Origin of the sequence: Thermoactinospora rubra (genome assembly GCF_002093975.1) — a bacterium.
GTDB lineage: Bacteria > Actinomycetota > Actinomycetes > Streptosporangiales > Streptosporangiaceae > Nonomuraea > Nonomuraea rubra_A.
This window is the reverse complement of the sequence record NZ_KZ084328.1, coordinates 153,019-179,979: the sequence shown is the minus strand read 5'-3', so window position 1 is coordinate 179,979 and position 26,961 is coordinate 153,019. Positions and strand designations below refer to the sequence as shown.

At 72.3% G+C, this 26,961-nt stretch carries 23 protein-coding genes and 2 tRNA genes; 13 read left to right on the top strand and 12 right to left on the bottom strand.

The window, feature by feature from the left end; all coding sequences use genetic code 11:
* Positions 1-3 precede the first annotated feature (3 nt).
* Positions 4-762 carry an HpcH/HpaI aldolase family protein gene (locus tag BSB02_RS08115; protein ID WP_084958063.1) on the top strand — a complete coding sequence of 253 codons (759 nt, stop codon included), beginning with the start codon at positions 4-6 and terminating at the stop codon, positions 760-762.
* On the opposite strand, the gene BSB02_RS08110 is transcribed toward BSB02_RS08115, so the two are convergent.
* The 3 genes from BSB02_RS08110 to BSB02_RS08100 are packed head-to-tail and all read right to left on the bottom strand — an operon-like array spanning position 752 to position 4,300.
* Positions 752-1,654: a carbohydrate ABC transporter permease gene (locus tag BSB02_RS08110; RefSeq protein WP_084958062.1), complete on the bottom strand. Its 903-nt coding sequence runs from the start codon at positions 1,652-1,654 to the stop codon at positions 752-754. The genes BSB02_RS08115 and BSB02_RS08110 overlap by 11 nt on opposite strands.
* The gene (locus tag BSB02_RS08105) at positions 1,651-2,610 is read right to left on the bottom strand and encodes an ABC transporter permease (RefSeq protein WP_240506277.1); all 960 of its coding nucleotides are present in this window, start codon (positions 2,608-2,610) and stop codon (positions 1,651-1,653) included. Before BSB02_RS08105 ends, BSB02_RS08110 begins: the two co-directional genes overlap by 4 nt.
* A gap of 31 nt (positions 2,611-2,641) precedes the next feature.
* Positions 2,642-4,300 carry an extracellular solute-binding protein gene (locus BSB02_RS08100; RefSeq protein WP_084958061.1) on the bottom strand — a complete coding sequence of 553 codons (1,659 nt, stop codon included), beginning with the start codon at positions 4,298-4,300 and terminating at the stop codon, positions 2,642-2,644.
* Positions 4,301-4,458: 158 nt separating this feature from the next.
* Between BSB02_RS08100 and BSB02_RS08095 the strand changes: the two genes are divergently transcribed.
* The 3 genes from BSB02_RS08095 (at position 4,459) to BSB02_RS08085 (ending at position 9,500) form a co-directional block, all read left to right on the top strand.
* Positions 4,459-5,658: an ROK family transcriptional regulator gene (locus BSB02_RS08095; protein ID WP_084958060.1), complete on the top strand. Its 1,200-nt coding sequence runs from the start codon at positions 4,459-4,461 to the stop codon at positions 5,656-5,658.
* Positions 5,659-5,736: 78 nt separating this feature from the next.
* Entirely contained in the window at positions 5,737-8,499 is a 2,763-nt protein-coding gene (locus BSB02_RS08090; protein WP_084958059.1) for a glycoside hydrolase family 3 protein, read from the top strand.
* A complete protein-coding gene (locus tag BSB02_RS08085) occupies positions 8,496-9,500 on the top strand; it encodes a LacI family DNA-binding transcriptional regulator (RefSeq protein ID WP_084958058.1) in 1,005 nt (334 codons plus the stop codon). The genes BSB02_RS08090 and BSB02_RS08085 overlap by 4 nt, the downstream gene beginning before the upstream one ends.
* A 51-nt stretch (positions 9,501-9,551) precedes the next feature.
* Here BSB02_RS08085 and BSB02_RS08080 read toward each other — a convergent pair whose 3' ends face one another.
* A complete protein-coding gene (locus tag BSB02_RS08080; RefSeq protein ID WP_084958057.1) occupies positions 9,552-11,339 on the bottom strand; it encodes a glycoside hydrolase family 127 protein in 1,788 nt (595 codons plus the stop codon).
* Positions 11,340-11,547: 208 nt separating this feature from the next.
* Between BSB02_RS08080 and BSB02_RS08075 the strand changes: the two genes are divergently transcribed.
* On the top strand, positions 11,548-12,558 hold the full coding sequence (locus BSB02_RS08075; RefSeq protein WP_084958056.1) for a LacI family DNA-binding transcriptional regulator: 1,011 nt from the start codon (positions 11,548-11,550) through the stop codon (positions 12,556-12,558).
* A gap of 139 nt (positions 12,559-12,697) precedes the next feature.
* Positions 12,698-13,684 carry a LacI family DNA-binding transcriptional regulator gene (locus BSB02_RS08070; RefSeq protein ID WP_084958055.1) on the top strand — a complete coding sequence of 329 codons (987 nt, stop codon included), beginning with the start codon at positions 12,698-12,700 and terminating at the stop codon, positions 13,682-13,684.
* A gap of 1 nt (position 13,685) precedes the next feature.
* Here BSB02_RS08070 and BSB02_RS08065 read toward each other — a convergent pair whose 3' ends face one another.
* The gene (locus BSB02_RS08065; protein ID WP_084958054.1) at positions 13,686-14,369 is read right to left on the bottom strand and encodes a Uma2 family endonuclease; all 684 of its coding nucleotides are present in this window, start codon (positions 14,367-14,369) and stop codon (positions 13,686-13,688) included.
* Between the two features lie 141 nt (positions 14,370-14,510).
* Entirely contained in the window at positions 14,511-14,684 is a 174-nt protein-coding gene (locus BSB02_RS08060) for a hypothetical protein (RefSeq protein WP_240506266.1), read from the bottom strand.
* Positions 14,685-14,828: 144 nt separating this feature from the next.
* Here BSB02_RS08060 and BSB02_RS08055 point away from each other — a divergent pair, with 144 nt between their 5' ends.
* Entirely contained in the window at positions 14,829-15,155 is a 327-nt protein-coding gene (locus BSB02_RS08055) for a branched-chain amino acid transporter permease (RefSeq protein WP_084958053.1), read from the top strand.
* Between the two features lie 98 nt (positions 15,156-15,253).
* Here BSB02_RS08055 and BSB02_RS08050 read toward each other — a convergent pair.
* From BSB02_RS08050 to BSB02_RS08040, 3 genes are all read right to left on the bottom strand, one after another.
* Positions 15,254-15,328 (bottom strand) — tRNA-Val (locus tag BSB02_RS08050).
* A 1-nt stretch (position 15,329) separates the two neighbouring features.
* A tRNA-Gly gene (locus BSB02_RS08045) sits at positions 15,330-15,404 on the bottom strand.
* 36 nt (positions 15,405-15,440) lie between these two features.
* Positions 15,441-15,776, bottom strand: coding sequence for a hypothetical protein (locus BSB02_RS08040; protein WP_084958052.1), 336 nt, complete (start codon positions 15,774-15,776; stop codon positions 15,441-15,443).
* A 51-nt stretch (positions 15,777-15,827) separates the two neighbouring features.
* Here BSB02_RS08040 and dusB point away from each other — a divergent pair, with 51 nt between their 5' ends.
* The gene (gene dusB / locus BSB02_RS08035; protein ID WP_240506265.1) at positions 15,828-16,931 is read left to right on the top strand and encodes a tRNA dihydrouridine synthase DusB; all 1,104 of its coding nucleotides are present in this window, start codon (positions 15,828-15,830) and stop codon (positions 16,929-16,931) included.
* An 8-nt stretch (positions 16,932-16,939) separates the two neighbouring features.
* On the opposite strand, the gene BSB02_RS08030 is transcribed toward dusB, so the two are convergent.
* Positions 16,940-17,431: a DUF2087 domain-containing protein gene (locus tag BSB02_RS08030; RefSeq protein WP_084958148.1), complete on the bottom strand. Its 492-nt coding sequence runs from the start codon at positions 17,429-17,431 to the stop codon at positions 16,940-16,942.
* A 26-nt stretch (positions 17,432-17,457) separates the two neighbouring features.
* Here BSB02_RS08030 and BSB02_RS08025 point away from each other — a divergent pair, with 26 nt between their 5' ends.
* Complete coding sequence (locus BSB02_RS08025; protein ID WP_143590372.1) at positions 17,458-18,054, top strand: sensor domain-containing protein; 597 nt, start codon at positions 17,458-17,460, stop codon at positions 18,052-18,054.
* A gap of 152 nt (positions 18,055-18,206) precedes the next feature.
* Positions 18,207-20,036, top strand: coding sequence for an elongation factor G (locus tag BSB02_RS08020; RefSeq protein ID WP_084958049.1), 1,830 nt, complete (start codon positions 18,207-18,209; stop codon positions 20,034-20,036).
* 33 nt (positions 20,037-20,069) lie between these two features.
* Here BSB02_RS08020 and BSB02_RS08015 read toward each other — a convergent pair whose 3' ends face one another.
* The gene (locus tag BSB02_RS08015) at positions 20,070-22,574 is read right to left on the bottom strand and encodes a DEAD/DEAH box helicase (RefSeq protein ID WP_240506264.1); all 2,505 of its coding nucleotides are present in this window, start codon (positions 22,572-22,574) and stop codon (positions 20,070-20,072) included.
* A 71-nt stretch (positions 22,575-22,645) separates the two neighbouring features.
* Here BSB02_RS08015 and BSB02_RS08010 point away from each other — a divergent pair, with 71 nt between their 5' ends.
* On the top strand, positions 22,646-23,569 hold the full coding sequence (locus BSB02_RS08010) for a DUF4344 domain-containing metallopeptidase (RefSeq protein ID WP_084958048.1): 924 nt from the start codon (positions 22,646-22,648) through the stop codon (positions 23,567-23,569).
* Positions 23,570-23,572: 3 nt separating this feature from the next.
* Here BSB02_RS08010 and BSB02_RS08005 read toward each other — a convergent pair whose 3' ends face one another.
* Positions 23,573-24,841 (bottom strand): acyltransferase family protein, encoded by a 1,269-nt coding sequence (locus BSB02_RS08005; RefSeq protein WP_084958146.1) that lies wholly within the window; start codon positions 24,839-24,841, stop codon positions 23,573-23,575.
* A gap of 157 nt (positions 24,842-24,998) precedes the next feature.
* On the opposite strand from BSB02_RS08005, the gene BSB02_RS08000 reads away from it, so the two are divergent.
* Both BSB02_RS08000 and BSB02_RS07995 read left to right on the top strand, forming a co-directional pair.
* Entirely contained in the window at positions 24,999-26,246 is a 1,248-nt protein-coding gene (locus BSB02_RS08000) for a sensor histidine kinase (RefSeq protein ID WP_084958145.1), read from the top strand.
* Positions 26,237-26,884, top strand: a complete 648-nt coding sequence (locus BSB02_RS07995; RefSeq protein ID WP_084958047.1) for a response regulator transcription factor — start codon at positions 26,237-26,239, stop codon at positions 26,882-26,884. The genes BSB02_RS08000 and BSB02_RS07995 overlap by 10 nt, the downstream gene beginning before the upstream one ends.
* The last annotated feature ends 77 nt before the right edge of the window (positions 26,885-26,961 follow it).

Here is a 26,961-nt window from a genome sequence, read left to right as displayed (position 1 = left end):
TTGATGGACGCCGCCGAGCTCGCCGGGAAGATCAGGGGCGGGGACAAGTGCGTGGGCTACTGGGTGATGCTCGACGCCCCGGTGGCCGCCGAGCGCATCGCGGCACTCGGGTACGACTACGTGGTGCTCGACGGCCAGCACGGCTTCATCGGCTACGAGGGCATCCTCGCCGGGCTGACCGCGATCGAGGGCGCGAGGGGCGCCGTGGGCCTGGTGAGGGTCGAGGCGTGTCACCCCACGCCCATCGGGCGGGCGCTGGACGCCGGAGCGGGCGGCGTCATCGTCCCCCTCGTGGACACGGCCGGCGACGCGGCCGTCGCCGTGGCGGCCGGCCGCTTCCCGCCGCAGGGCCGCCGGTCCTACGGCCCCATGCGGGGCGCGGCCCGCCCGGCCGAGGTGAACGAGCGCACGCTGGTCATCGCGATGATCGAGACGCCCGAGGGCCTGGCCAACGTCGCCGAGATCTGCGCGACGCCCGGCCTGGACGGCGTCTACATCGGCCCGTCGGACCTGTCGATGGCGCTGGGCGGGGCCTACCCGGGCGACCCGGCCATCGAGCGCGACTTCGAGGAGGCGCTGGAGCGGGTACGGCAGGCGGCGGCCAAGGCCGGGATCGCGGCGGGCATCCACACGCCGCGCGGCGAGGTGGCCGCCCGGCGGCTGGCGGAGGGGTTCACCTTCGCCACCGTGTCGGGCGACCTGTCGCACCTGGAGCAGGCGGCCGCCGCCCACCTCAAGGCGGCCAGGGGGATCAGCCCTTGACCGCGCCGATGATCACGCCCTTGGTGAAGTGGCGCTGCACGAACGGGTAGACGAACAGCACCGGCAGCAGGGCGATGACCACGATCGACATCTGGATCGCGAGGTTGGGCGGCATGGCGTGCCCGGCCAGCGCGGTGTCGGCGCTCTGCCCGGCGAACAGCGACTGCCCCTGGTAGACGTACTGCCGCAGCACCAGCTGGAGCGGCCACTTGCTGCTGTCGTTGAGGTAGAGGACGGCGTCGAAGAAGGAGTTCCAGTACCCCACGGCGTACAGCAGGCCGATGACGGCGGTGACGCCCTTGGACATGGGCAGCACGATCCGCGCCAGGATGGTGAACTCGCCGGCCCCGTCGATGCGGGCGCTGTCGGTGACCTCCTTGGGGATGTTCATGAAGAACGCCCGCATCACCACGAGGTTGAACGCCGTGACGGCCACGGGCAGGATCAGCGACCAGTACGAGTCGACCAGGCCGAGCCCGCTGACCACCAGGTACTTGGGGATCATCCCCGGGCCGAACAGGAAGGTCAGCAACACGAGGAACAGCAGCGGCCGGTGCAGCAGCGAGCCGGGCCGCGACAGCCCGTAGGCGGCCAGGACGGTCACGGTGAGGCTGATGAGCGTGCCCACCGTGGTGACGCCGAGGCTCACCAGCACGGCCCTGGTCACCACGCCGCCGGCGAACAGCTGCTCGTAGGCGGCCAGCGACAACTCGCCGGGGATGAGCACCAGGCCGCCCGCGCGGGTGACGGCCTCCTGGGTGGACAGGCTCGTCAGCACGACCATGTAGAGGGGGAACAGGACGCAGACCACGATGCCGGTCAGCACCGTGCCCTTGCCGAAGCGGCCGATCAGCGTGGGGCGTTCCGCCCAGGAGGGATTGGCTGTCTTCATGATGCCCGCTTGTAGATTCCCTGCTCGCCGAACCTGTGGGCGACCTTGTTGGCCACCAGGATGAGGATGAGCCCGACGACGCCCTTGACCAGGCCGGCCGCCGCACCGTAGCTCCACTCGCCGGTCAGGAGGGTGCGCCAGTAGATGAAGGTGTCCAGCACCTCCGCCGCCTCGCGCCCCACCGCGTCCCGCTGGAGGAAGAACTGCTCGAAGCCGACGTTGAGCGCGTCGCCCAGCCGCAGGATGAGCAGCAGGATCACGACGGGCCGCAGGCCGGGCAGCGTGATGTGCCACAGCCGCCGCCAGCGGCCGGCCCCGTCGACCGCGGCCGCCTCGTACAGGTTCTGGTCGATGGCGGCCAGCGCGGCCAGGAAGATGATCGCCCCCCAGCCCGCGTCCTTCCACACCGACTCGGCGGTCACGAGGAGGATGAAGGTGTCGGGGTTGGTCATCAGGTCGACGCCCTCGTAGCCGTTCTCGCGCAGCAGCTGCGACAGCAGTCCCGCGCCGCCGAACATCTGCTGGAAGATCGTGACGACCAGCACCCAGGAGAAGAAGTGCGGCATGTAGACGATGCTCTGGATGAACAGCCGCAGCCGGGGCCTGATCACGCTGTCGAGCAGGATCGCCAGGACGATCGGGACCGGGAAGTAGAAGACGAGCTGGAACGCCGTGATGGTGAGGGTGTTGAGGGTGGCGTGCCAGAAGCTCTCGTCGAGGAGCAGCCACTGGAAGTTGGACAGGCCGACCCAGGGGCTGTCCTTGATCCCGACGTAGGGCGAGTAGTCCTGGAAGGCGATGACGCTGCCGAGCAGCGGCACGTAGTGGAACAGCAGCAGCAGCCCGACGGCGGGCAGGCACATCAGCAACAGCGGCCAGTCGCGGCGGAGCCTGGCCCACCGGGTGCCGGCCTGCCGGTGGGCGCCGCGATCCGTCGGCCCGGCGGATGAGGTCAGGCCACCCGCCGGGCCGGGCCTGGAGGTCTGCTCAAGCACGACCGTTGTCCCGCAGAACCTTCATGTAGAACTCGCGCGCCTCGTCGCCGCCGTCGCGCCGCCACTCGCTGACGATCTGCTTGGCGTCGCCGAGGGGCCGCCGTCCGCGCATGATGTCGGTGAACTTGTCCTCGGTGGGCACCTGCAGGCCGGAGTACTTCGACGGCCGCTGGATGCGGATGCCCGCGAAGGGGTTGCGCTCGATGTACTGGAAGGTGTTGTTCTGCCATTCCAGGTTGAGCTTGGCGGCATCGGGGAAGGGCCAGTCGACGTACAGCGGGCGGCCGCCCAGGAAGCCGTAGGTGTAGGCGACCTCCTTGGTGCCGAGCTCGGTGGGCTTGGGGAAGCCGTCGGAGCCGAGGGTGAAGTGCTTGTCCTTCACGCCGTAGTTGGACAGCTCGTACTCCTTGGTGCCGAACGGCGCGGCGCACCAGTTCAGGATGGACAGGATCTCCTCGACCTTCTCCTTGGGCAGGCCCTTCTTGACGAAGGTGAAGATCCCGGCGGCGTTGTTGTGGTACATGATCGGGCGGCTGCCGTCGTGGGCGAAGACGGGGAAGGCGTTGAGCGCGAAGTCGGGGTTGCGCGGCCGGTGCTGGATGAGGAGCTCCTTCCACCCGCCCAGTCCATCGCGATATATCAGGATCTGCCCTGATCCGATCAGTTCCTTCTCGTTGGCGCTCTTGCTGGAGACCACGTTCGGGTGGATGAGCTCCTCCTCGTAGAGCTTGCGCATCCAGGCCAGCATCTGCTCGAACTCGGGCGTCTCGTACTTGTGCACGAGCTTGCCGCCCTCGTAGCGCCACTCCTGCGGCACCTTGAAGATCGGCCAGGCCATCTCGTGGATGGCGCCGAACGCCCACCGCTTGGCCTTGGGGTCGGTGATCTCCTTGCCGAGCTGGTAGAGCTCCTCGGCGGTCTTGGGGCTGTCGTTCCAGCCGTTCTTGTCGAACAGGTCCTTGCGGTACAGCAGCGCGTAGGGGTAGGGCTCGGTGGGGAACGGCACGGCCATGAGCTTGCCGTTCCACACCGACCACTCCCAGGAGGCGGTGGGTAGGTTGGCCAGCAGCGGGTACGGCTTGACCTTGTCGCCCTGCAGGTAGGGGGTGAGGTCCTCGAAGGCCTGGTCGACGGCGCGGTTGAAGTCGGCCATCTTGTCGATCTCCCAGCTCGGGATGACCATGATGTCCGGGACGTCGCCGGCGGCGAGCCGGGCGATGGCCTTGTCGACGTAGGTGTTGCCGTCGGCGATCTGGAACTCCACGGTCGCGCCGATGTCGGCGTTGACCGCCTGGAAGTAGGAGTTGGCGGCCAGGCCGGGCGGCGGCGGGCCCCACAGCGGGGTCATCGCCTTGTAGCCGCCGCCTTTGCCGGCCTTCTGGGTGAGCGCCTGGGCCGGGTTGGCGGGGTAGGAGGTGAAGCCGCCGCTGACGTCGGGGACGCCGGGAATCGTGGACTTGGTGCCGGGCAGGTCCGGCTGGACGCCCTGGAACGGGATGTAGCTGGGCGCCAGGCTGGTGAGCTTCTCCTTGGCGGCGGCGGTGGCGCCGCCCGTGCCCGGCCGGGGGCCGGACGGGGTGGAGCAGGCGGTGGCCAGGGCGGCGAGTCCGGCCAGGCCGAGGAATCCACGGCGAGACGTCTGGGGGTGCACGGCTCGCTCCCTTCGAAGAGCGGCTCTAGTTAGTTGGTCTTATGACCAAACAAAGTAGTAGAGTGCGGGCGTAACGACAAGGCGGCTCGATCACGGATTGGTGAACGGCCGTAGTTGCGGCATGATAGGCCTGCCTGGCCGATCGGAACGGGGCGATCTTGATCACTTCCACCACGGGTCCGCAGCCCGCCGACTTCGCCGATGTCCGGGCCACGAACCTGGCCGTGGTCCTGAGGTTCGTCAGGGACAACGCGCCCTGCTCCCGCGCCGACATCGCGGCCTCGACGGGGCTGAACAAGGCGACCGTCTCCAGCCTGGTCGCCGACCTCATCGAGCGCCACCTGATCAAGGAGACCGGGCTGACGGAGAACCGCATCGGGCGGCCCGCCACCATGCTGGTCCTCGACGGCTCGCCGTACGCCGCCGTGGGCATGGAGATCAACGTCGACTACGTCACCGCCGTGGCGGTCGACCTGGCGGGCACCCGGCTGCTGGCCTGGCGCCGCGCCTTCTCCCCGGGCGCCTCGCTCAGCCAGGGCGTGGCCGCCGTGGCGGCCATCGCCCGCCGGGTCGTCGGGCGCATGACCAAGGAGGGCCGCCAGGTCCTCGGCCTGACCGTGGCCGTGCCCGGGCTCGTCGGCGTCGACGGCATCGTCCGCCTGGCGCCCAACCTCGGCTGGCGCGACGCCGACCTCAGCGGCGACCTGGCCAAGGCGCTGCGCGACCCCGGCTTCCCCATCCACGTCGACAACGACGCCAACCTCGCCGCGCTGGCCGAGCAGCGCTTCGGCCGCCACGCCGGGGCCGCCAACCTCGTCTACCTCACCGGTGAGATCGGCGTGGGCGCCGGGATCATCCTCGACGGCCAGGTGCGCCGGGGTCATCTGGGTTTCGGCGGCGAGATCGGCCACGTCCAGCTCGACCCGGCCGGGCCGCCGTGCCGCTGCGGCCGCCGCGGGTGCCTGGAGGCGATGGCCGGCATCGGGGCCCTGCCCGACCCGGTCGGCTCCTCCACCGAGCTGGAGATGGTGGTGGAGGCGATCGTCGGCGCCGCCCGGGCGGGGGAGGAGGCCGCGCTGGCCACCCTGGAGCGCGTGGGCACCCACCTCGGCCGCGGCGTGGCGATGCTGGCCAACCTGCTCAACCCCGAGGTCGTCGTCCTGGGCGGCTACTACGTGCCGCTCGCCCGCTGGCTGCTGCCCGCGGTCCAGGCCGCCATGCGTTCGCTGACCATCGCCCCCGACGCGGGAGGCTGCCAGGTCGTGGCCTCCACGCTCGGTCACGACGCCGCCGCGCTGGGTGGCGCGGCCCGCGTCCTCGACTCGGTTGATTCCGGAAGATTGCCCCGAGTGTCTTGACCCTCGCCCCGTGAGGGTGCACTTTTCTGTAACACGCCCTTAATCGAAGCGCTTCGACAATCCAGCCAAGGGATGGCCATGAACGAACCGTTCCGCGACCCGGAGCTCCCTGTCCCGGCCCGGATCGCCGACCTGCTGGCCAGGCTCACCCTGGAGGAGAAGCTCGGCCTGCTGCACCAGTACCAGGCGCCGGTCGAGCGGCTCGGCGTCGGCCCCTTCCGCACCGGCACCGAGGCGCTGCACGGGCTGGCCTGGCTCGGCCCGGCCACGGTCTTCCCACAGGCGGTCGGGCTGGCCAGCACGTGGGATCCGGAGCTGGTCCGGCGGGTGGGCGAGGCGACGGGCGAGGAGGTGCTGGCCTTCCACCACAAGGATCCGGCGGGCGCGGGGCGGAACGTCTGGGCCCCGGTGGTCAACCCGCTGCGCGACCCGCGGTGGGGACGCAACGAGGAGGGGTACTCCGAGGATCCGTGGCTGACCGGCGTCATGGCCGCCGCCTACGCCTCCGGCCTGCGTGGGAGCGATCCCGCAGTGCTCAAGACCGCCCCCACGCTCAAGCACTTCCTGGGCTACAACAACGAGACCGACCGCTGCGTCACCTCCAGCAACCTGCCGCCGCGCGTCCTGCACGAGTACGAGCTGCCCGCCTACCGCAAGCCCCTGGAGGAGGGCCTGGCGGTCGCCGTCATGCCGTCCTACAACCTGGTCAACGGCCGCCCCGCGCACCTGAGCCCGCTGATCGGCCAGATGCTGCGCCGCTGGGCGCCCGACGACCTGCTGGTGGTGAGCGACGCCTACGCGCCCGGCAACCTCGCCGGGCTGCAGGCCTACTACGAGGAGCTGCCCGAGGCGTACGCCCACGCGATCAAGGCGGGGCTCGACAGCTTCACCCAGGACGACGACCGTGCCGAGGCGACGATCGGGCACATCAGGACCGCCCTGGAGCGCGGCCTGCTGGAGGAGGCCGACGTCGACGCCGCCGCCCGGCACGTGCTGTCGATCCGCTTCCGGCTGGGGGAGTTCGACCCGGCCACGCCGTACGACGAGGTCAGCGAGGCGGTCGTCAACTGCCCCGAGCACCAGGCGCTGGCCCTGGAGGCGGCCCGCCGGTCCTTCGTGCTGCTGGCCAACGACGGCGGCCTGCTGCCCCTCGGCCCCGTCACGAGGATCGCCGTGATCGGCCAGCTGGCCGACACGCTGATGGAGGACTGGTACAGCGGCACCCTGCCCTACGCGGTCACCGCCCGCGAGGGCCTGGCCGAACGCTGCGAGACCGTGTACTGCGAGGGCGTCGACCGCGTCGCCCTGGCCACCGAGACCGGCCCGGTGGTCGCCGACCCCCACGGCGGGCCGCTCGGCGTCGGGCCCGCCGGCGCGGGACCCGAGGCGGGGCAGTTCGACCTGTTCGACTGGGGCGGCGGCGCCTACGCCCTGCGCGCGGTGGTCACCGGCCGCTACGTGTCGGTGGGCGAGGACGGCGTCGTGGTCAACGACCAGCCCGGCCCCAACGGCTGGGAGGTGCGCCAGACCTTCCGCCTGGAGGAGCGGCCCCGCGGCACGCTCGCCCTGCGGCACATCTCGACCGGCTGCTACGTCGGCCTCGACGCCGGCGGCCGGCTGTGCCTCACCGACGACGAGGCCGCCTGGTTCACCATGGAGGTCGTCGCCGCCGGCGCGCGGCAGGCGGCCGAGCTGGCGCGCACGGCCGACGTGGCGGTGGTCGTGGCCGGCAACCACCCGCTCGTCAACGGCCGCGAGACCGAGGACCGCGCCGAGCTGGACCTGCCCGCCGCCCAGCAGGAGGTGCTGCGCGCCGTCCTGGCGGCCAACCCCCGCACCGTGCTGGTCGTCGCCAGCGGCTACCCGGTCACCTGGAACGCCGAGGTCCCGGCCGTGCTGTGGTCGGCGCACGGCGGCCAGGAGTACGGCCACGCGCTGGCCGAGGTGCTCTTCGGCGAGGCCGACCCGGAAGGGCGGCTCACCCAGACCTGGTACCGCCACGCCAGCGAGCTGCCCGACCCGCTCGACTACGACATCATCGCCAACGACGCCACCTACCAGTACTTCCGCGGCACGCCCCTGTTCCCCTTCGGCCACGGCCTGAGCTACACCGCCTTCGACTACACCGGCCTGACGGTCGGCCTGGACGGCCAGGAGGTCACCGCCGAGGTGACCGTGCGCAACGCCGGCGACCGGGCGGGCGTGGAGGTGGTCCAGCTCTACACCCACCAGACCAGGTCCCGGGTCAAGCAGCCGCTGCGCCGCCTGCGGGCCTTCGCGAAGGTACGGCTCGCGCCCGGCGAGAGCCGTACCGTCACGTTGCGCTTCCCGGTGGCCGAGCTGGCGTTCTGGGACGTCACGCGCGGCCGGTTCGCGCTGGAGAACGCGCCCCACCGGATCATGGTCGGCCGCAGCGCCACCGACCTCAGGCTCAGCGCCACCATCCACGTCGAGGGGGAGGACATCCCGCCGCGCCGGGGCGCCATGCGGGCCGTCGACCACGACGGGTACGACGCCGTCGCCCTGGTCGACGCCGACCGGGTGGCGGGTGAGGCGGTCCGGTCGCAGGCCGAGGGCGCCTGGATCCTCTTCCGCGACGTCGACCTGGCCGGGGCCGCCTCCTGCACGGTCGAGGCCACCAGCGACGAGGGCGGCGTGGTCACGCTGCGGCTGGGCGACCCGCTGGACGGCCGCATCCTCGCCGCCTTCGCCGTGCCGCGCGCCGGCCGCTACGCCTACGCCCCCGTCGGCGCCCGCTTCGCCCCCGTCGACGGCGTCCACGATGTATACCTGGTGTTCGAGAACGAGGGCATCGCGCTGAGCGGGTTGAGCTTCGCATGACCAAGCGGACCGTGACCATCGCCGAGGTCGCCAAGCACGCCGGCGTGGCCGTCAGCACCGTCTCCTACGTGCTGAGCGGCAAGCGCGTCATCTCGGCCGACACCCGGCGGCGGGTCCTCGACAGCGTGCGGGCGCTCGGCTACCACCCCAACGCCGGGGCGCGGGCGCTGGCCAGCCGCCGGGCCAACGTGATCGCGCTGGTGCTGCCGCTGCGCGCCGGCATGCACGTGCCGGTGCTGATGCAGTTCGCCAGCTCGGTGGTGACCGCGGCCCGCGGCTTCGACCACGACGTGCTGCTGCTGACCGCCGACGAGGGGCCCGGCGGGCTGCGCCGGGCAGTGGGCAGCGCGCTGGTCGACGGGCTGGTCCTGATGGACGTCGAGCTGAACGACCCCCGCGTGCCGCTGCTGCGCGAGCTGGCCGAGCCCAGCGTGCTGATCGGCTTCCCGGCCGACTCGGCCGGGCTGACCTGCGTCGACCTCGACTTCGCCGCCGCCGGGCGGCGCTGCGTGGCGCACCTGGCCGAGCGCGGCCACCGCGAGGTCGCGCTGCTGGGCGCCCCCGCGGTGGTCTACGAGCGCGGCACCGGCTTCGCCCGGCGCACCCGCGAGGGCTTCGAGGCCGCCATCGCCGAGCACGGCCTGCGCGGCGTGGCGCTGCCGTGCGAGGAGGCGTTCGCCCAGGTCCAGGCCACCGTGCGGGAGCTGCTGGCGGCCAGGCCCGGCCTGACCGGGCTGGTGGTGCACAACGAGGCGGCCGTCAACCACGTGCTGGAGACGCTGCGCCAGCTCGGCCGGCGGGTGCCCGAGGACGTCGCGGTGGTGGCCATCTGCCCCGACGACGTCGCCGAGCGCGCCGGGCCGCCGCTGACCTCCGTGCTGGTCCCCGCCGAGGAGGTGGGCCGGGAGGCCGTGCGGCTGCTCATGGACAAGCTCGACGGCCGCGCCGTACCGGAGGCCACGCTGCTGGAGCCGCGGCTGACCGTCAGGGCCAGCAGCTGACCGGGGCGCCTTTGGGAGCGGGCGCCCCGGCCGGCTGCTCCTTCGCGCGTGTCAGTCGGCGAGGGGAAGCCAGACGCGCATGGTGGCGGGGCCGCGGTTGCCCCACCGGTGGTACGGCACCAGCCGCACCCGGGCCCGCGCCGCTGCGGGCGTGACCGGCTCGCGGGTGTACGGCCAGCCGTCCGGGCCGGGCTGGGCGAGCACCGCGTCGGCCTCCAGCTCGACGACGCCGTCGTGGTGAGCGCTCACCACCTCGGCGGGCGGCGACAGCCGTACCGCCACGTCGGCCAGGGGAGGCTCGTCGGCCACCGACTCGGCGCAGTACACCAGCGGCCCCCGCTCGACGGCCACGGTGCCGCGCAGCGCGTCGGCCCGCCGGTCGGGGAAGGTCCACCGGGAGCGGACCGGCAGCTCCAGCCGCACCTCCTGGCCCGCCCGCACCGCGAGGCTCGCGTACCCGCCGCTGACCTCGGCGTCCGCCAGCGTGGCGCCCTCGGCCCAGGCGGGCACCCGCAGCGACAGCCGCCCGCCGCCCTCCAGCACCCGCACGCGCACCCCGCCCGACCACGGGTAGCCGGTCTCCACCTCGACCGCCATCCCGCCGCCCCGCACCTGGCCGGGGGAGTAGTGGTGCAGGCGCAGCCCGCCGGCGTCGGCGGCGGCGAAGTAGGCCGGCAGCGAGGCGAAGGTCCTGGCGATGTTGCTCGGGCAGCACGACACCGCGAACCACGGGGAGCGCAGCCCGCCCTCGGCCGCCTGGTTGACCCCCTCGCGCGGCTCGGCGGGCACCCGCACCTGCAGGGGGTTGGCGTAGAAGAACGACCGCCCGTCCAGCGCCACGCCCGTGGCCAGGACGTTGAACATGGTCCGCTCGGCCAGGTCGGCGTAGCGGGCCTCGCCGGTGGCCAGCAGCAGGCGGTGCGCCAGCATGATGGAGGCGATCCCGGCGCACGTCTCGGAGTAGGCCCGGTCCGGCGGCAGCTCGAAGTCCTCGCCGAAGGACTCGCCGTGGTGCCGCGAGCCCATCCCGCCGGTCAGGTGGGTGCGGCGTGCCACCGTGCGCTCCCACTGCTGCTCGATCGCCTTCAGCAGCGGCTCGTCGCCGGTCTCCACGGCCACGTCCACCGCGCCGCACGCCAGATACAGGGCCCGTACGGCGTGGCCGCGGAAGACCTGCGCCTGCCGTACCGGGACGTCGTCCTGGAAGTAGCCGCGCCCGAAGGGGATCTCGCCGAGCGAGGGCAGGCCGCGCCGCTCGACGAAGCGGCGGGCCATCTCCAGGTAGCGCTCGGCCCCCGTGGCCCGGTAGAGCTCGACCAGCGCCATCTCGACCTCGGGATGGCCGCACGTCTCTGCCGTGTCCATGAACCGGCGGCACACGTGGTCGGCGGCCTTGCGCGCCACCTCGGTCAGGGTGTCCTCGCCGTGCATGCGCAGCCTGGCCACCCCGGCCTGGATGAGGTGGCCGTAACAGTACAGCTCGTGGCCCCACTCCAGGTCGGCGTAGCGGTTGCCGCTCCAGCGGGTGTTGAGGTAGCCGTCGCCCTCCTGCGCCCGGGCGACCGTCTCGGCCAGCTCGGGCAGCGCCGGGTGGTCCGCCCAGGCCATGGCCTCCAGCAGCTTGTAGATCTCCGAGTCGCTGAACTCCCTGCCCCGGCGCCGCGCCGGGTCGCGGAAGTTGCCGATCCAGCCCTCCCGCTCCATCCAGTCCTGGCAGTGGGCGATCGTGACCTCGTGGTTGAGCCGCACGCGGTCGCCCCAGAAGCCGGGCGAGAGCCGTACGGCGTCCAGGCCGAGAGGGGACAGCACGCCCGAGGAGGGCACCACAGGGTTAGCCACGCAGAGCTCCTGACATGAATCCGCGCACGTAGTGGCGCTGCAACACGCCTGCGACGGCGATGCCGGCCAGCTTCCTCATCGTCGGCTCCTTCGACCCGTCCCCCGATGGACTTAAAGGTTTTCGGAAACGTAGATGACACACGGAGTGAGTGTCAACGGGTGTTAGGGTTTCTCTGGTCCTCCCGGTGAGCGAAAGGGTTTTCGGGGCATGGTGAGCAGGCGCGCGACCATCAACGACGTGGCGGCGCTGGCGGGCGTCTCCGTCGCCACGGCGTCCAAGGCGCTCAACGGCCGCCAGGACGTGCGGGCCTCCACCCGGGCGCGCGTGCTGGCCGCCGCCGAGGAGCTCGCCTTCCGGCCCAGCGCCCTGGCCAGGGGCCTGCTGTCCGGCCGGTCCCGCGCCGTCGGGCTGCTGACCTCCGACAGCGTCGGCCGCTTCGGCATGCCGGTGCTGCTGGGCGCCGAGGACGCCTTCGGCGCGGGCGAGATGGCCGTGCTGCTGTGCGACGCGCGCGGCGACGCCATCCGCGAGCAGCACCACCTGCGCGCCCTGCTGTCGCGGCAGATCGACGGGCTCATCGTCGTGGGGGAGAGCACCAACCCGCGCCCCTCGGTCAGCCGCGACCTGCCGGTTCCCGTCGTGTACGCCTACGCCCCCTCCGAGGACCCCGGCGACGTGTCCTTCGTGCCCGACGACGTGGGCGGCGCCAGGATGGCGGTCGAGCATCTGGTGGCGCTGGGACGGCGCAGGATCGCGCACGTCACCGGGCCCGCCCACTACACCGCCACGCGGGACAGGGCCGAGGGGCTGCGGCTGGCGCTGGAGGAGGCCGGGCTGGCGCAGGCGGGCACGACGCTGTCGGGGGAGTGGTCCCAGCGGTGGGGGCGGCACGCGGCCGAGATGCTGCTCATGGCCGAGCCCGAGGTGGACGCGGTCTTCTGCGGCAGCGACCAGATCGCGGCGGGGTTCGTCGAGACCGCACGCGAGCGGGGCCGGCGCGTCCCCGACGACATCGCGGTGGTCGGCTACGACAACTGGGAGGTGCTGTCCACCGAGACCCGCCCGGCGCTGACCACGGTCGACATGAACCTGGAGAGCCTGGGCCGCACCGCCGCGCAGCACCTGTTCGCCGCGATCGGCGGCAAGGCCACGCCCGGCGTGCACCGCATGCCGTGCCGCCTGGTGATCCGCGACTCGACCGGGCCGGTGAGCCGGTGACAACGGTGGACCGGCCGCATGGCTCGACCGTAATCTTCGTATGCTTGACGAGACTGTATGTTAGCGCTCACAGCCTTGCCGAAGCCTGAAGAGGGGGGCCGCAACAGTGGCATCGATCTCCGAGCGCCGCCCGCCTGTGATGGCGGACGTCGCCAAGCTGGCCGGGGTGTCGCACCAGACGGTCTCGCGCGTGCTCAACGACCACCCCAACGTGCGCAGTGAGACCCGCACCCGGGTGCTGGAGGCGATCGACCGCCTCGGCTACCGCCGCAACATGGTGGCCCGGGCCCTGGTCACCCGCCACTCCCGCACGCTGGGCGTGGTCAGCTTCGACACCACCCTGTACGGCCCGGCCAGCACGGTCTACGGCATCGAGCAGGCGGCCCGCGCCGCCGGATACTTCGTCAGCATCGTCAGCCTCAAGTCCATCGACAAGCCGGGCGTCCGCGACGCGATCAACTACCTGACCGAGCAGGGCGTGGACGGCATCGTCGTGGTCGCCCCGCAGCGCACCGCCGTCCGCGCCCTGGACGACGTACGGCTGGACCGGCCCGTCGTGGCCGTCGAGGGCGGCCAGGCCAGAGGGCTGTCGGTGGTCGCCGTCGACCAGGTGGCGGGCGCCAGGATGGCCACCGAGCACCTGCTGGAGCTCGGGCACGAGACGGTGTGGCACGTGTCCGGCCCGCTGGACTGGCTGGAGGCCGAGGGCCGCGTCCAGGGCTGGCGGCAGGCGCTGCTGGATGCGGGCCGTGCCGTACCGGAACCGCTGACCGGGGACTGGAGCCCGCGCTCGGGCTACGAGGCGGGCAAGAGCCTGGCGGGGATGAAGGACGTCACCGCGGTGTTCGTGGCCAACGACCAGATGGCGCTCGGCGTGCTGCGGGCCTTCACGGAGGCGGGCGTCCGGGTGCCGGAGCAGGTCAGCCTGGTGGGGTTCGACGACATCCCGGAGTCGGAGTTCTTCTCGCCCCCGCTCACCACGGTGCGGCAGGACTTCGACGCGGTGGGCCGCAGCAGCATCGCGGTGCTGCTGCGGCAGATCGACTCGGAGGAGCGGGCCGAGCACGAGCACGTGGTCGTGCCGCCGCGGTTCGTGCGCCGCGCCAGCGCGATGGCGCCGCGCTAGGTCACTCCCAGGGCTTCCACCTGTCGGTGGGGATCTCCAGGGCGATCGGGTCGGGGAGCACGATCGTCTCGCCGAAGGCCCAGCTGTCGGCGTGCAGGTAGGAGCCCGTCGCCGGGTCGGGGATGGAGTACAGGGTGGCCTGGGCGACCTTGGGGTCCAGGTCGACCAGCAGGTAGTAGGGGATCTCGGCGCGGGCGTAGCCGCACCACTTGCCCTTGCCCGCAGTCGCCGCTTTGGCCGGAGGACGGTCACGCCGCGCGGTGGCGGGGGAGGTGACTTCCAAGACCAGCTCAGCCTGGTCGGTGACCAGGTTCGCGGGATTGAACTGCCAGACGGTGTCCGCGACGTCCACGTCCACGATGAGGAGATCGGGGATGTAGCCGTTCTCCTCGGCGATGAAGTTGAGTGCGCTGTTCTGGACGCATCGCCACCGGTAAGACGGTTCATTGAACCGCCGGAACGCTATTGCATCGGCGATCTGCTGTGCAATGAGGTTGTGCATGGGCCGGGGGGCTGGCGACACGACGATCTCCCCATCGATGATTTCGACTCGGGTGCCGTCGTGCGGGACGTGGAGATAGTCGTGCAACTCCCCGTCCACCCACATCTGGTAGGGCGACTCGGGCAGCAGGACGCGCAGCAGAGGACCCTCGGCGATCGTCACCTTGCGTTTCTCCTCCCTCACGATCAGCTCCCGACATCGTAGGGATCCGGTGTGCCCAGCGTACTCGGAATGCCGATTTGTCCTGGGCACTTCGCGCAGCTCAGGCCGTATGCCGGACGTCGCGGCCGGTGGAGGTCGTCCGGCGGCTCCTTCCGGCCGCCGTCAGCCGTCCTGCGGCTTGGAGCCGTCGGCGCCGCGCGCCGCTGCGATCACCCGCGTCAGCGCCTGGTGCAGATCCTGCAGCTCGTCGAGCTCCATGCCCAGGCGGGCCACGATGGCCGGGGGGATCTTCTCCGCTTCGGCTCTCAGCGCCCGGCCGGCGGGGGTGAGGGTCACGCACAGAGCGCGCTCGTCCTTTCCAGCAATGGCCGGTACAGTCCGATCACGCTACGCCCTGCGCCGCCGTACCGCCCCGCCCGCGCCCGACGATCACGGCCGTCCCGCGCCCGCCGAGGCGCCGGCCAGGAAAGGGTAAGACCCATGCCCCACCCGCTCCACGTGGCCGCCACCGTGGCCGTCAGCGCCGCCGTCACCTGGGGCCTGCGCGCCCTGCCCTTCGCCGTCCTGGCTCCGCTGCGCCGCTCCGCCGTCGTGGGCTACCTCGCCCGCCAGATGCCCACCGGCATCATGCTGATCCTCGCCCTCTACACCCTGCGCGAGGTCCGCCTCGCCTGGCCGGCCGTCGTGCCCACCGCCGTGGCCCTGGCCGCGGCGATCGGGCTGCACCTGAAGACCCGCAACGCCGTGGTCAGCATCCTGGGCGCCACCGTCCTGCACGTGGCGCTGTCGACCCTCTGGCCCGCCTGAAGACCCCGTCCGGGCCCCGAAAACGGCGAAATCCCGCCCGATCCAGACGATCGGCGGGATTCCTCACGTGTGCGGAGGCCGGTCCCGGGACCGGCCCGTGGTGGACGATACTGGATTTGAACCAGTGACCTCTTCCGTGTCAGGGAAGCGCTCTCCCGCTGAGCTAATCGTCCGTGGAGCGGGAGACGGGATTCGAACCCGCGACCCTCACCTTGGCAAGGTGATGCTCTACCCCTGAGCCACTCCCGCGCGTTGCCGCAAGAGTACTTTACCCGATGGCGGGCACTACCGCGTCCGCGCGGCGGCGACGGCGGCTCGGTCGGCGCCGAACAGCACCGGCAGGGAGTCGACGAGCCTCGTCAGGGCCCGGCCGCCCGCGACGGCGACGTACTTGAGGATCTCCAGTTCCGGATAGGTGCCGGGCGCCTCCCGCGTGGCACAGATCCCCTTGACCGTGACGCCCGGGACGCTCCGCAGGCTGCCGGCCGGTGCCGTCGCCCCGCTCCAGGACCGTGACCCGGGTGATGTCCGCGCCGGACTCGCCCGGCGCGCGGGCGGCCCGGCCGAGCGAGCCCGGCCGGCCGGGAAGGGTGAGGCGGATCCGGAGAAGCATCGGATCACAGCGCAGTCACGAATAACGCTCACGGTCCGGCCTGCGCTACAACTGTCGGGGTGAAGATTGGGCCGATTGAGGTGTGGCCGCCGGTGGTGCTGGCGCCGATGGCGGGCATCACCAACGCCGCGTTCCGGACGATCTGCCGTGAGCAGGGCGCCGGGCTGTACGTCTGCGAGATGATCACCACGCGGGCGCTGGTCGAGCGGCACGACAAGACCATGCGGATGATCAGGTTCGCGCCGGAGGAGTCGCCCAGGAGCATCCAGCTCTACGGCGTCGACCCGCAGACCGTCGGCCGCGCGGTCCGGATGATCGTGGAGGAGGACCTCGCCGACCACATCGACCTCAACTTCGGCTGCCCGGTGCCCAAGGTGACCAGGCGTGGCGGCGGGGCGGCCCTGCCGTACAAGAGGGGCCTGCTGCGCCGCATCCTGCGGGAGGCGGTCGGCAACGCGGGGGCTCTGCCGGTGACCGTGAAGATGCGCACGGGCATCGACGAGGACCACCTGACCTACCTCGACGCGGGCCGCATCGCGCAGGAGGAGGGCGTGGCCGCGGTGGCCCTGCACGCGCGCACGGCCCGGCAGTTCTACGGCGGGACGGCCGACTGGAGCGCCGTCGCCCGCCTGAAGGAGGCCGTGCGGGACATCCCGGTGCTGGGCAACGGCGACATCTGGAGCGCCGACGACGCGATGCGCATGGTCGCCCAGACCGGATGCGACGGCGTCGTCATCGGCAGGGGCTGCCTGGGCCGTCCGTGGCTGTTCCGCGACCTGGCCGTGGCCTTCGACGGCGGCGCCGAGCGGGCCAGGCCCATGCTCGGCGAGGTGGCCGACGTCATGGTGCGGCACGTGGAGGCCCTGGTGGAATGCCTGGGCGGCGAGCGCTCGGCGGTGGTGGACTTCCGCAAGCACGTGGGCTGGTACCTCAAGGGCTTCACCGTGGGCGCCGAGACGCGCCGCGCGCTGACGGCGGCCGAGTCGCTCGACGCCTTCCGCGAGGCGCTGGCCGGGCTGGACCGCGGCCAGCCGTGGCCGCCGGACACCGACACCCCGCGCGGCAAGTCGGGGGAGCGGGACAGGGTGCTGCTGCCGGAGGGCTGGCTGGACGACCCCGAGGACGGCGTGGTGGCCGACGAGCCGCTGGTCTCCGGCGGCTAGACCCCGCTTCAGACGGCGACCGGGCCGCCGCTGCGCCAGTAGACGTTGTCCTCGCGCGCCAGCAGGCCCGCGTCGACGAGGTAGCGGCGCAGCGCGGGATAGTCGTCGTGGAAGGCGCGCAGCGCGACGTCGACGTCCTTCTCGGGGTAGCGCACGCCCGGCTCGAAGACCTGCGCGATGTAGCGGAGGACCACCATCCGCTTGTCGTGCTTCATCGGGATCTCCCGCAGCCGCCCGTCGACGAGGAAGGTCCGCAGCACCTTCTCCTCCGGGTCCAGCTTGGGCTCGGGCACCGCCGTGGCCTGCAACAGCTCGCGGAAGCGCTCCGGCCGCGCCCGCCAGGTGCCGTCCTCCTCCCGTACGGCCAGGCCGCCCCTGCGCAGCCGTTCCAGCGCCTCGCCGTCGGCCACCTCGCCCCCCAGCACGAGGGCGGCAAACGCGGTCAAGGTGTCCTGCTGGTAGAGCAAGCCGAGCACTCTGCGGATGTCTTCGTCGTTCACCACTCCATTTTGGCAACATGATCAAGGTGAAGATATTCCTTTTCGTCACCCTCGCCGCGTCGCTGACGGGCGGCATCCCCCAGGGCTTCCTCCTGTACGAGAAGGCCGCGGCCACCAAGGACGACAACCCCGAGACCAGCTGGAGCGTCAGCGCCAAGACCGGCGCCCGGCTCGTGGTCAACCCCTGCGACACCGGGCGCCTGGCCCAGCGGGGCAGGACGGCCGCCAAGACCGTCGTCTACACCGCCGTGCCCGACTTCTCCAAGGCCGAGCAGGTCGTCCTGTACGGCTCGGCCGCCGCCGCCCGCGATGCCCTCGCCGCCCTGCGCGCGGACCTGCGCAGGTGCGCCGTCCAGAAGGACTCCGGCAGCCACACCTACCGGTACTCCGGCAGGCGCCTGCCCCTCGGCGACGAGGCGCTGGCCGTCACCGGCCAGGCGTACTGGGGCAAGAAGCCCGGCGTCGGCGGCGAGCGCGCCGTCGTCGCCCGCAAGGGCAACGCGCTCGTCCTCTACACCCAGGGCGGCGAGTGGGGCAAACCCTCCCAGCGGGACTTCGCCCGGCAGACCAGGGACGCGCGCACGATGCTCGCCAAGATCTGCGACATCGCCGCCTGCGGTTGAGCATCCGGTAAATTCGCTGGCCCGCGCCCGATCCCCGGTGGCAGGATGGCGCGCGCACCGACCGTCGACGAGAGGGGAGCACGCGATGCGGCGGGTTCTCGGCAACTCCCAGCACCTCACCGGCACGAGAGTTCTCGAGGGCTTCCCCACGCATGCAGACCCTGAACATCGGCATCCTCGCGCACGTCGACGCGGGCAAGACCAGCCTCACTGAGCGGCTGCTGTTCGACACCGGCGCGATTACCCGCCTGGGCAGCGTCGACGACGGCAGCACCCAGACCGACTCCGGCGCGATCGAACGCCGCCGGGGCATCACCATCCGCACCGCGGTGGCCGCCTTCACGCTGGGCGGCCTCCAGGTCAACCTGATCGACACGCCCGGCCACACCGACTTCGTGGCCGAGGTGGAGCGCGCCCTCGGCGTGCTCGACGGCGCGATCCTCGTGCTGTCGGCCGTCGAGGGCGTCCAGCCGCACACCCGCGTCCTGATGCGGATCCTCAAGCGGCTGCGGCTGCCCACGCTGATCTTCGTCAACAAGGCCGACCGCACCGGGGCCCGCGAGGCCGGCCTGCTGGCGGACATCCGCCGGTGGCTGACGCCGTACGCCATGCCCCTGACGACGGTGGACGGGCTCGGCACGCCGCGGGCGCGCGCCAGGCCCGTCCCGCCGGACCCCGAGCTGCTCGCCGAGCACGACGACGACCTGCTCCAGGCCCTCGTGGAGGGCCGCGCCCCCGATCCGGAGCGGGTACGGCGGGCGCTGGCCGCCCAGTGCCGCGACGCCGTCCTCCATCCCGTGCTGTTCGGCTCCGCGCTCACCGGGGCGGGCGTGGAGCACCTGCTGGAGGCCATCCCGCTTCTGCCGGCCGGCGGCGGCTCGCGCAAGGGCGGCACGGTCTTCGCGATCGAGCGGACGCCCTCCGGGGAGAAGGTCGCCTACGTGCGCCTGCACTCCGGCACGCTGCGCCCGCGCCGCCCGGCGGCGTTCTTCCGCGGCGGCGAGGAGTACGGCGCGCGCCCCACGGCCGTCCAGGTCGTCGGCTCGCGGGCGACGACGGCCACGGCCGGCGACATCGCCAAGGTGTGGGGCGTGCCCCGGGTCCGCGTCGGCGACCGGGTCGGCAGCCCGCCGGAGCCGGGGGAGCGCGCGCACTTCCCGCCGCCCGTCCTGGAGACGGTCGTCACCCCGCGCCGGCCGGGGCAGGAGGGCGCCCTGCACGCCGCGCTGGCCGCGCTGGCCGAGCAGGACCCGTTCATCGGCACCCGGACGCTGGCCGACGGCCGCACCTCCGTCCTGCTGTACGGCGAGGTGCAAAAGGAGGTCATCGCCGAGACCCTGGCCAGGGACTTCGGCGTCGAAGCCGACTTCCGGCCCAGCAGCCCGGTCTTCCTGGAGCGCCCCGCGGGGGTGGGCGAGGCGGTCCAGGAGATCGTCAGGCACGGCCGCAACGACGAGTGGGCCACCGTCGGGCTGCGGGTCGAGCCCGGCGAGCGGGGAAGCGGGCTGACCTACCGGCTGGAGGTCGAGCTCGGCGCGCTGCCGCTCGCCTTTCACCGGGCGATCGAGGAGTCCGTGGAGCCGGAGCTGCGCTCGGGGCTGCGCGGCTGGCCGGTGACGGACGTCGTGGTGACGCTCACCCGGTGCGGGTTCGCCGCGCCGGTGAGCACGGCCGGCCACTTCCGCACCCGCACGCGGCGGGTGCTGCGGTGGGCGCTGCAGGCGGCCGGTACGCGGGTGTACGAGCCGTTCCACCGCTTCGAGCTGGAGATCCCGCGCGATGTGCTCAGCCAGGTCGCCACGCGCCTGGCCGCCCTGCGGGCCGACCTCGCCGAGACCGAGGCGCGGCCGGACGGCTGGCTGGTGCGCGGGGAGATCCCGGCCCGCCGCGTCCACGAGGTCCAGCGGGCGCTCCCCGGCCTGACGCACGGCCGGGGCGTGTGGTGGTCCGAGCCGTCCGGCGACCGCCTCAGGAACGGCTGAGCCGTGCCGGTGCGTCGGGGCCGGGTCGGCGGGTCAGAGCCGGTTGAGGCCGAGCACCCGCAGCACGGCCCGGCCCTCCTCGTCCGAGGCGGCCAGGTCGACCTCCGCGTCGATGCCCCAGTCGCCGTCGCCCGCCGGGTCGAGGATCACCTGGCGCACCCGCCAGATCCCGTCCTCCTCCGTGATCCGCAGCAGGGCGGGCCCGCGGGCGTCCGGCCCGGTGCCGATCTCCTCGTGCTCCTCGTAGTAGGCGTCGAGCGCGGCCGGCCAGTCGACGTCGGGGGCGAGCTCGGCCAGCTCCTCCTCCTTCTCCAGCGCGCACAGCTCCACCAGGCGGAACATGGCGTTGCGCACCAGCACCCGGAACGCCCGCGGGTTGCCGGTGACGGGCCGGACCTTGGTCTCCAGCTCCTCCTCGGCCCGCTCCAGCGCCGCGGCCGGGTTGGCCAGCTTCTCCCACTCGTCGATGAGCGAGGAGTCGACCTGGCGGACCAGCTCGCCGAGCCACTCGATGAGGTCGACGAGGTCCTCGGTCTTCAGGTGCTCGGGGATGGTACGGCTGAGCGTCCGGTAGCCGTCGGCCAGGTAGCGCAGCACCGTGCCCTCCGAGCGCTGCAGCTCGTAGAAGGCGATGTACTCGGTGAAGGTCATCGACCGCTCGTACATGTCGCGGATGACCGACTTGGGGCTGACGGTGTAGTCGGCCACCCACGGGTGGCCGCGCCGGTAGGTCTCGTAGGCCCCCAGCAGCAGGTCCTCCAGCGGCATGGGATACATGACCTCGGTCAGCAGCTCCATGCGCTCCTCGTACTCGATGCCGTCGGCCTTCATCTGCGCCACGGCCTCGGCGCGGGCCTTCTTCAGCTGGGCCGACAGGATCGGGCGCGGGTCCTCCAGGATGGACTCCACGATCGAGACCATGTCCAGCGCGTAGGTCGGCGAGTCGCGGTCGAGCAGCTCCATGGCGGCCAGCGCGAAGGTCGACAGCGCCTGGTTGAGCGCGAAGTCCTCCTGCAGCTGGATCGTCAGCCGGGCGCGGCGGCCGTGCTCGTCGGGCTCCTTCAGCTGCTCGACGATGCCGCCCGCGAGCAGCGAGCGGTAGATGGCGATGGCCTGGCTGATGTGCCGCCGCTGCCACCTGCGGTCCTCGTGGTTGTCGGTCAGCAGCTTCTTCATCGCCTGGAAGCAGTCGCCCGGCCGGTTGATGACGGCCAGCAGCATCGCGTTGCTGACCTTGAACCGCGAGTTCAGCGGCTCGGGCTCGGCCTCCTGGAGCTTGCGGAAGGTCTCCTCGTTCCAGCCGACGAAGCCCTCCGGCGGCTTCTTGCGCGCGTAGCCGCGCCGCCGCTTCGGGTCGTCGCCGATCTTGGCCAGCGCGCGGGCGTTCTCGATCTCGTGCTCGGGCGCCTGGCAGGCCACGTAGCCGATCGTGTCGAAGCCGGCCCGTCCCGCGCGGCCGGCGATCTGGTGGAACTCGCGGGCCCGCAGGCGGCGCACCTTGCTGCCGTCGAACTTCGACAGCGCCGTGAACAGCACCGTCCTGATGGGCACGTTGACGCCCACGCCGAGGGTGTCGGTGCCGCAGATGACCTTGAGCAGCCCGGCCTGCGCCAGCCGTTCCACCAGCCGGCGGTACTTGGGCAGCATCCCGGCGTGGTGGACGCCGATGCCGTGCCGTACCAGACGCGACAGGGCCTGGCCGAACCGCGTGGTGAACCGGAAGTTGCCGATGAGGGCGGCGATGGCCTCCTTCTCGGCCTTGGTGCACATGTTGAGGCTCATCAGCGCCTGCGCGCGCTCCATCGCGGCCGCCTGCGTGAAGTGCACGACGTAGACCGGCGCCTGCCCGGTGCTGAGCATCTCCTCCAGCGTCTCGTGCAGGGGCGTCATGCGGTAGGAGTACACCAGCGGCACCGGCCGCTCGGCGTGCTTGACGACGGCGGTCGGCCGCCCGGTGCGCCGGGTGAGGTCCCGCTCGAACATGCCGACGTCGCCGAGCGTGGCCGACATGAGGACGAACTGCGCCTGCGGCAGCTCCAGCAGCGGCACCTGCCAGGCCCAGCCCCGGTCGGGCTCGGCGTAGAAGTGGAACTCGTCCATCACGACCTGGTGCACGTCGGCCCGCTCGCCGTCGCGCAGCGCCAGGTTGGCCAGGATCTCGGCGGTGCAGCAGATCACGGGCGCCCCGGCGTTGACGCTCGCGTCGCCGGTCATCATGCCGACGTTCTCGGTGCCGAACATCGCGCACAGGTCGAAGAACTTCTCCGACACCAGCGCCTTGATCGGCGCGGTGTAGAAGGTGCGCTGGTCGCGGGTCAGCGCCGTGAAGTGCGCCCCGGCGGCGACCAGCGACTTGCCCGACCCGGTGGGGGTGGCCAGGATCAGGTTGCTGCCCGACACCACCTCGATGAGCGCCTCCTCCTGGGCCGGATACAGCGTCAGCCCCCGCTCGGAGTTCCACTGGGAGAAGGCTTCGAAGATCTCGTCGGGGGAGGCGTCGACGTCATCCGGCAGTCGGTCGATGAGGAGCTGACTCACCTTTCCATAATCTCACCGACTCCACAGCCCCCGGTCAGTGCGCCGCGACCGGCCTTTGGTTCCATAGAGTCATGAAGTCGATACTCTCGGTGGTTGTCGTGCTCGCCCTCGCGTCCGCGTGCGGTACGGCGGGGCTGCGCCTGGTGACGGCGCCGGGCGCGAGCCCCGCCCCGGGCCCGTCCGCCCCGAGCCTGTCCACGGGGGCCTTCCGCTTCACCGCCGCCTACGTCAAGGCCAAGGACAGGAGGCTGCGCCCCGCGGAGTGGCTCATGAAGGACCACGAGCTGCTCCAGGGCTGGGCGAGGGTCGCCAACGACGCCTTCGTCCCGCCGCGGGACGTGCGGATCGTCGCCGAGCAGTGCGGCACGGTCAACGCCTTCTACAACTCCGACGACAAGTCGATCACCATGTGCTACGAAATGGTGCCGTTCCTGGAGGAGCTGCTGGGCGGGCGGTCCGGCGCGCGGGACGCCGAGGAGGCCGTGGTCGGCACCCTCAACGGCATCTTCTACCACGAGTTCGGCCACGCCCTGATCGACCTGTACGACCTGCCGGTCACCGGTCGGGAGGAGGACGCCGTCGACCAGCTGTCGGCCCTGGTGCTCATCGCCCAGGCCGAGGAGAGCGGGAACTACACCGGCGTCATCGCCATGATGGACGTCTGGGGGCGGCTGGCGCGCATGGAGGAGAAGGGCCGGCTGGACCGCTCCGCCTTCGCCGACAGCCACTCGCTGAGCTCCCAGCGCTACTACAACGTCATGTGCTACCTGTACGGCTCCGACCACAACGCCTTTCTGCCGCTCGTCTCCGACCGGCTGCTGCCGGTGGACCGGGCGCAGGGGTGCGAGGCGGAGTACGAGCGGATGGCCGGGGCCTGGGCCAGGCTGCTGCAGCCGGTCATGAAGGACGGGCCGCCCACGCCCGGCCCGTCGGTTTCCGGCGCCTCTGTGCCCGGCCCGTCTGTGCCCGGTCACTCAGGGGCGCCGACGCGCTGACGCTCAGGCCGCCCGGGGGACGGTCAGCAGCAGCCCGCCCAGCACGGCCAGCGTCCCGAGGATGGGCGCCGCCCCCGGAGCGAAGCCGGCCACGGTCAGCGTGAGCAGCCCGCCGCCCGCCAGCCCCGCCGCCGCGAGCGCGCCGCGCCGGCCCATCCGCCCGTACGGCAGCGCCGGCGGCTCCTCAAAGCGCGAGAAGGCACGCAGCAGCGGCCACATGACCAGGCCCAGCAGGCCCAGCCACAGCGGCCAGCCCAGCAGCCACAGCGGGCCGCCCGGCGCCGGGGTGTCCACCCCCAGCACCACCACGACCACCCCGGTGACGGCGAACAGCGCGGGCATGTGCCACAGGTAGACCGTCATCATCCGGGGCCCCGCCCAGGCCACCACGCGCCCCGTGGGCAGGCGCAGCAGCCACGGCCGCAGCAGCGTGGCCAGCCCGACCTGGCCGAAGGCGACGGCCAGCATCGCCAGCGTGGGCGGCGCCATGTTGGAGATCTCCGCCCCCGGCAGGCCGATCATGCTGCCCGGGTAGGGGCCGAACGCCACCAGCAGCGCGGCGGAGCCGTACCCCAGCAGGGCCGTCAGCCCCGGGCGGCGCAGGCGCCCGTCGGCGTACAGGAAGCCCAGCTGGTGCACCGCCAGCCAGACGAAGACGATGTTGGCGTAACCCAGCGCCTCCGCGCCCGTGGCGAAGCGCGCCACATCCACGGCCACCGCGCCCGCGCCCAGGACGGCCGGGACCCGCCAGCCGTACCGCTCGTGCAGCCCGGCCAGGTACGGCGTGGCCGTGACGGCGACGAGGTAGACGGCCAGGAACCACAGCAGCTGGCCGGTCAGCCGCGAGCCGGTCTCCAGCGGCTGCGCGGGCACGCCGAGCTCGGCCAGCAGCTGGGGGAGCGGGATCCACACCGCCGCCAGCGGCAGCAGCGGCCAGGTCAGCCGGCGCAGGCGCGAGGCCAGCCACATCGGGGCCGTGCCGGGCGCCCGCCGCAGGCTGATGAGGTTGGCGGCGCCGCCGGCGAAGAAGACCAGCGGCATGACCTGGCTCACCCAGGTCACCACCCACACGCCGGGCATGGCCAGGGCGTTGCCGGTCGCCAGGCGGGCCCCGTCGTAGCTCAGCACCGGGATCGACCAGTGCTGCAGCACCACCAGGGCCATGCCGAAGACCCTCAGCAGGTCGACGAAGGGGTCGCGGCGCGTCCCGGCGGCGGGGGCGCGACCGGGCGCGCTGCCGGAGACGCGGTGGAGGGCGGGGGCGTGAGTCATGGGTTCCAGGCTGCCGACCGGGCCGCCGCGCCACAGTGACGCGGACACCCGTCTTCACCTCGCGGGTCCCCCACCCGCGGGGGTAGGGGCAGCCCTACCCCCGTACACCTGCGCACCGGGTCGATCAGGACGCGGAGCGGCGCTTAGCGTGGAGGCCATGCACCCCCGGATGAGACAACTCCTGCTTGACACGCGCTACCTGATCGTCGGCTTCCCGACGGCCCTGCTGAGCTTCGTCCTGCTGCTGGCCGGCTTCAGCGCAGGCGTGGGCACGGTCGTGGTCTGGATCGGCGTGCCGCTGCTGGGCGGCACCCTGCTCATGGCGCGCGGGTTCGCCGACGCCGAGCGGGGATGGCTGTCGGAGGTTCTCGGCCGCCCGGCCGTGCGTCCCCGCTACCGAGCCCTGCCGGCGGGCGCGGGCTGGCTGCGGCGCCTGGCCAACCCCCTGACCAGCGGCCAGTCCTGGCTGGACCTGCTGCACGGCATCGTGGTGTTCCCGCTGGCGCTGATCTCCTTCGTGCTCACCCTGGTGGCGTGGGCGATCACCCTGGGGACGCTGACGTACCCGATCTACGGCATCGTCCTCTCACGCATCCCGCACTACGTCGAGCTGCCCGAGCTGCTGGGCATCGGCGAGGGCTACCTGGTGAACTCGGTCTTCTACGTCGTGCTCGGCCTGATCTCGCTGATGGTCATGCCGCACCTCGTGCGCGGGGCGGCCGTGCTGCGCGCCGGGTTCGGCCGGGTGCTGCTGACCCGCGTCGCCGAGATGCAGGAGCGCATCGACGACCTGGCCCAGGGGCGGGCCGCCGCCGTGTCGGCCGAGGCCGCCGCGCTGCGCAAGCTGGAGCGCGACATCCACGACGGCCCGCAGCAGCGGCTGGTCTCGCTGGCGATGGACCTGTCCCGGGTCCAGCGGCAGCTGGCCAAGGACCCCGAGGCGGCGCAGGCCACGCTCAAGGAGGCCATCGCGGCCACCCGGGAGACGCTGGACGAGCTGCGCGCCCTCTCGCGCGGCATCGCCCCGCCCATCCTCACCGACCGGGGCCTGGCCCCGGCCCTGGCGGCGCTGGCCGGGCGCTGCACGGTGCCCGTCGAGCTGGACGTCCAGACCGCCGAGCGCTACCAGGCGGCCGTCGAGAACACGATCTACTTCGTGGTCGCCGAGGCGCTCACCAACGTGGCCAAGCACAGCCGCGCCACCATGTGCTCGGTCACGCTCAGCCGTACCGGAGACTCGCTGCTGCTCACCATCGGGGATGATGGGGTCGGCGGCGCGCACGTCGCCAAGGGACACGGCCTGGCCGGACTGGCCGACCGGCTGCGCGCCGTCGACGGCGAGCTGACGGTCACCTCGCCCGACGGCGGGCCGACGATGATCGTCGCGGAGGTGCCGTGCGGGTAGTCGTGGCCGATGACGCCGTGCTCATCAGGGAGGGCCTGGTCAGGCTCCTGGAGGAGTTCGGCAACGAGGTGGTGGCGACGGTGGGCGACGGCGACGGCCTCATCGAGGCCGTCGACCGGCACCGGCCGGACGTCTCGGTGGTGGACGTGCGGATGCCGCCGTCGTTCACCGACGAGGGGCTGCGCGCGGCCGTGGAGGCGCGCAGGCGCGTGCCCGGGGCGCCCGTGCTGATCCTGTCGCAGTACGTCGAGGTCTCCTACGCCGACGACCTGCTCGCCGACGCCCGCGGCGCGGTCGGCTACCTGCTGAAGGACAGGGTGGTCGACGTGGAGGAGTTCCTGGAGGGGCTGCGGCGCGTGGCCTCCGGCGGCACGGTCTTCGACCCGCAGGTGGTGTCCCAGTTGATGGTCCGACGGCGCAAGAACGATCCGCTGGCCCAGCTGACCCCGCGCGAGCGCGAGGTGCTCGGGCTGATGGCCGAGGGCAAGTCGAACCCCGCCATCGGCAGGCAGCTCGTCATCAGCGACGGCGCTGTCGAAAAGCACATCCGCAGCATCTTCGCCAAGCTCGACCTGCACGCCGAGGACACCGACCACCACCGCAGGGTGCTCGCGGTGCTGGCCTACCTGCGCTCCTGAGCTTGCTGAGCTTGTTGAACTTGTCGGGCCGCCCGAGCGCACGGCTTGGGCACGGGGGAGCGTGGCTCCCCCGTCCA

Coding starts and splice junctions, on each gene's coding strand:
- BSB02_RS08115 (WP_084958063.1), top strand. CDS start 4: ATGGACGCCGCCGAGCTCGCCGGGAAGATCAGGGGCGGGGACAAGTGC.
- BSB02_RS08110 (WP_084958062.1), bottom strand. CDS start 1,654: ATGAAGACAGCCAATCCCTCCTGGGCGGAACGCCCCACGCTGATCGGC.
- BSB02_RS08090 (WP_084958059.1), top strand. CDS start 5,737: ATGAACGAACCGTTCCGCGACCCGGAGCTCCCTGTCCCGGCCCGGATC.
- BSB02_RS08085 (WP_084958058.1), top strand. CDS start 8,496: ATGACCAAGCGGACCGTGACCATCGCCGAGGTCGCCAAGCACGCCGGC.
- BSB02_RS08075 (WP_084958056.1), top strand. CDS start 11,548: ATGGTGAGCAGGCGCGCGACCATCAACGACGTGGCGGCGCTGGCGGGC.
- BSB02_RS08070 (WP_084958055.1), top strand. CDS start 12,698: ATGGCGGACGTCGCCAAGCTGGCCGGGGTGTCGCACCAGACGGTCTCG.
- BSB02_RS08055 (WP_084958053.1), top strand. CDS start 14,829: ATGCCCCACCCGCTCCACGTGGCCGCCACCGTGGCCGTCAGCGCCGCC.
- BSB02_RS08020 (WP_084958049.1), top strand. CDS start 18,207: ATGCAGACCCTGAACATCGGCATCCTCGCGCACGTCGACGCGGGCAAG.
- BSB02_RS08010 (WP_084958048.1), top strand. CDS start 22,646: ATGAAGTCGATACTCTCGGTGGTTGTCGTGCTCGCCCTCGCGTCCGCG.
- BSB02_RS08005 (WP_084958146.1), bottom strand. CDS start 24,841: ATGACTCACGCCCCCGCCCTCCACCGCGTCTCCGGCAGCGCGCCCGGT.
- BSB02_RS08000 (WP_084958145.1), top strand. CDS start 24,999: ATGCACCCCCGGATGAGACAACTCCTGCTTGACACGCGCTACCTGATC.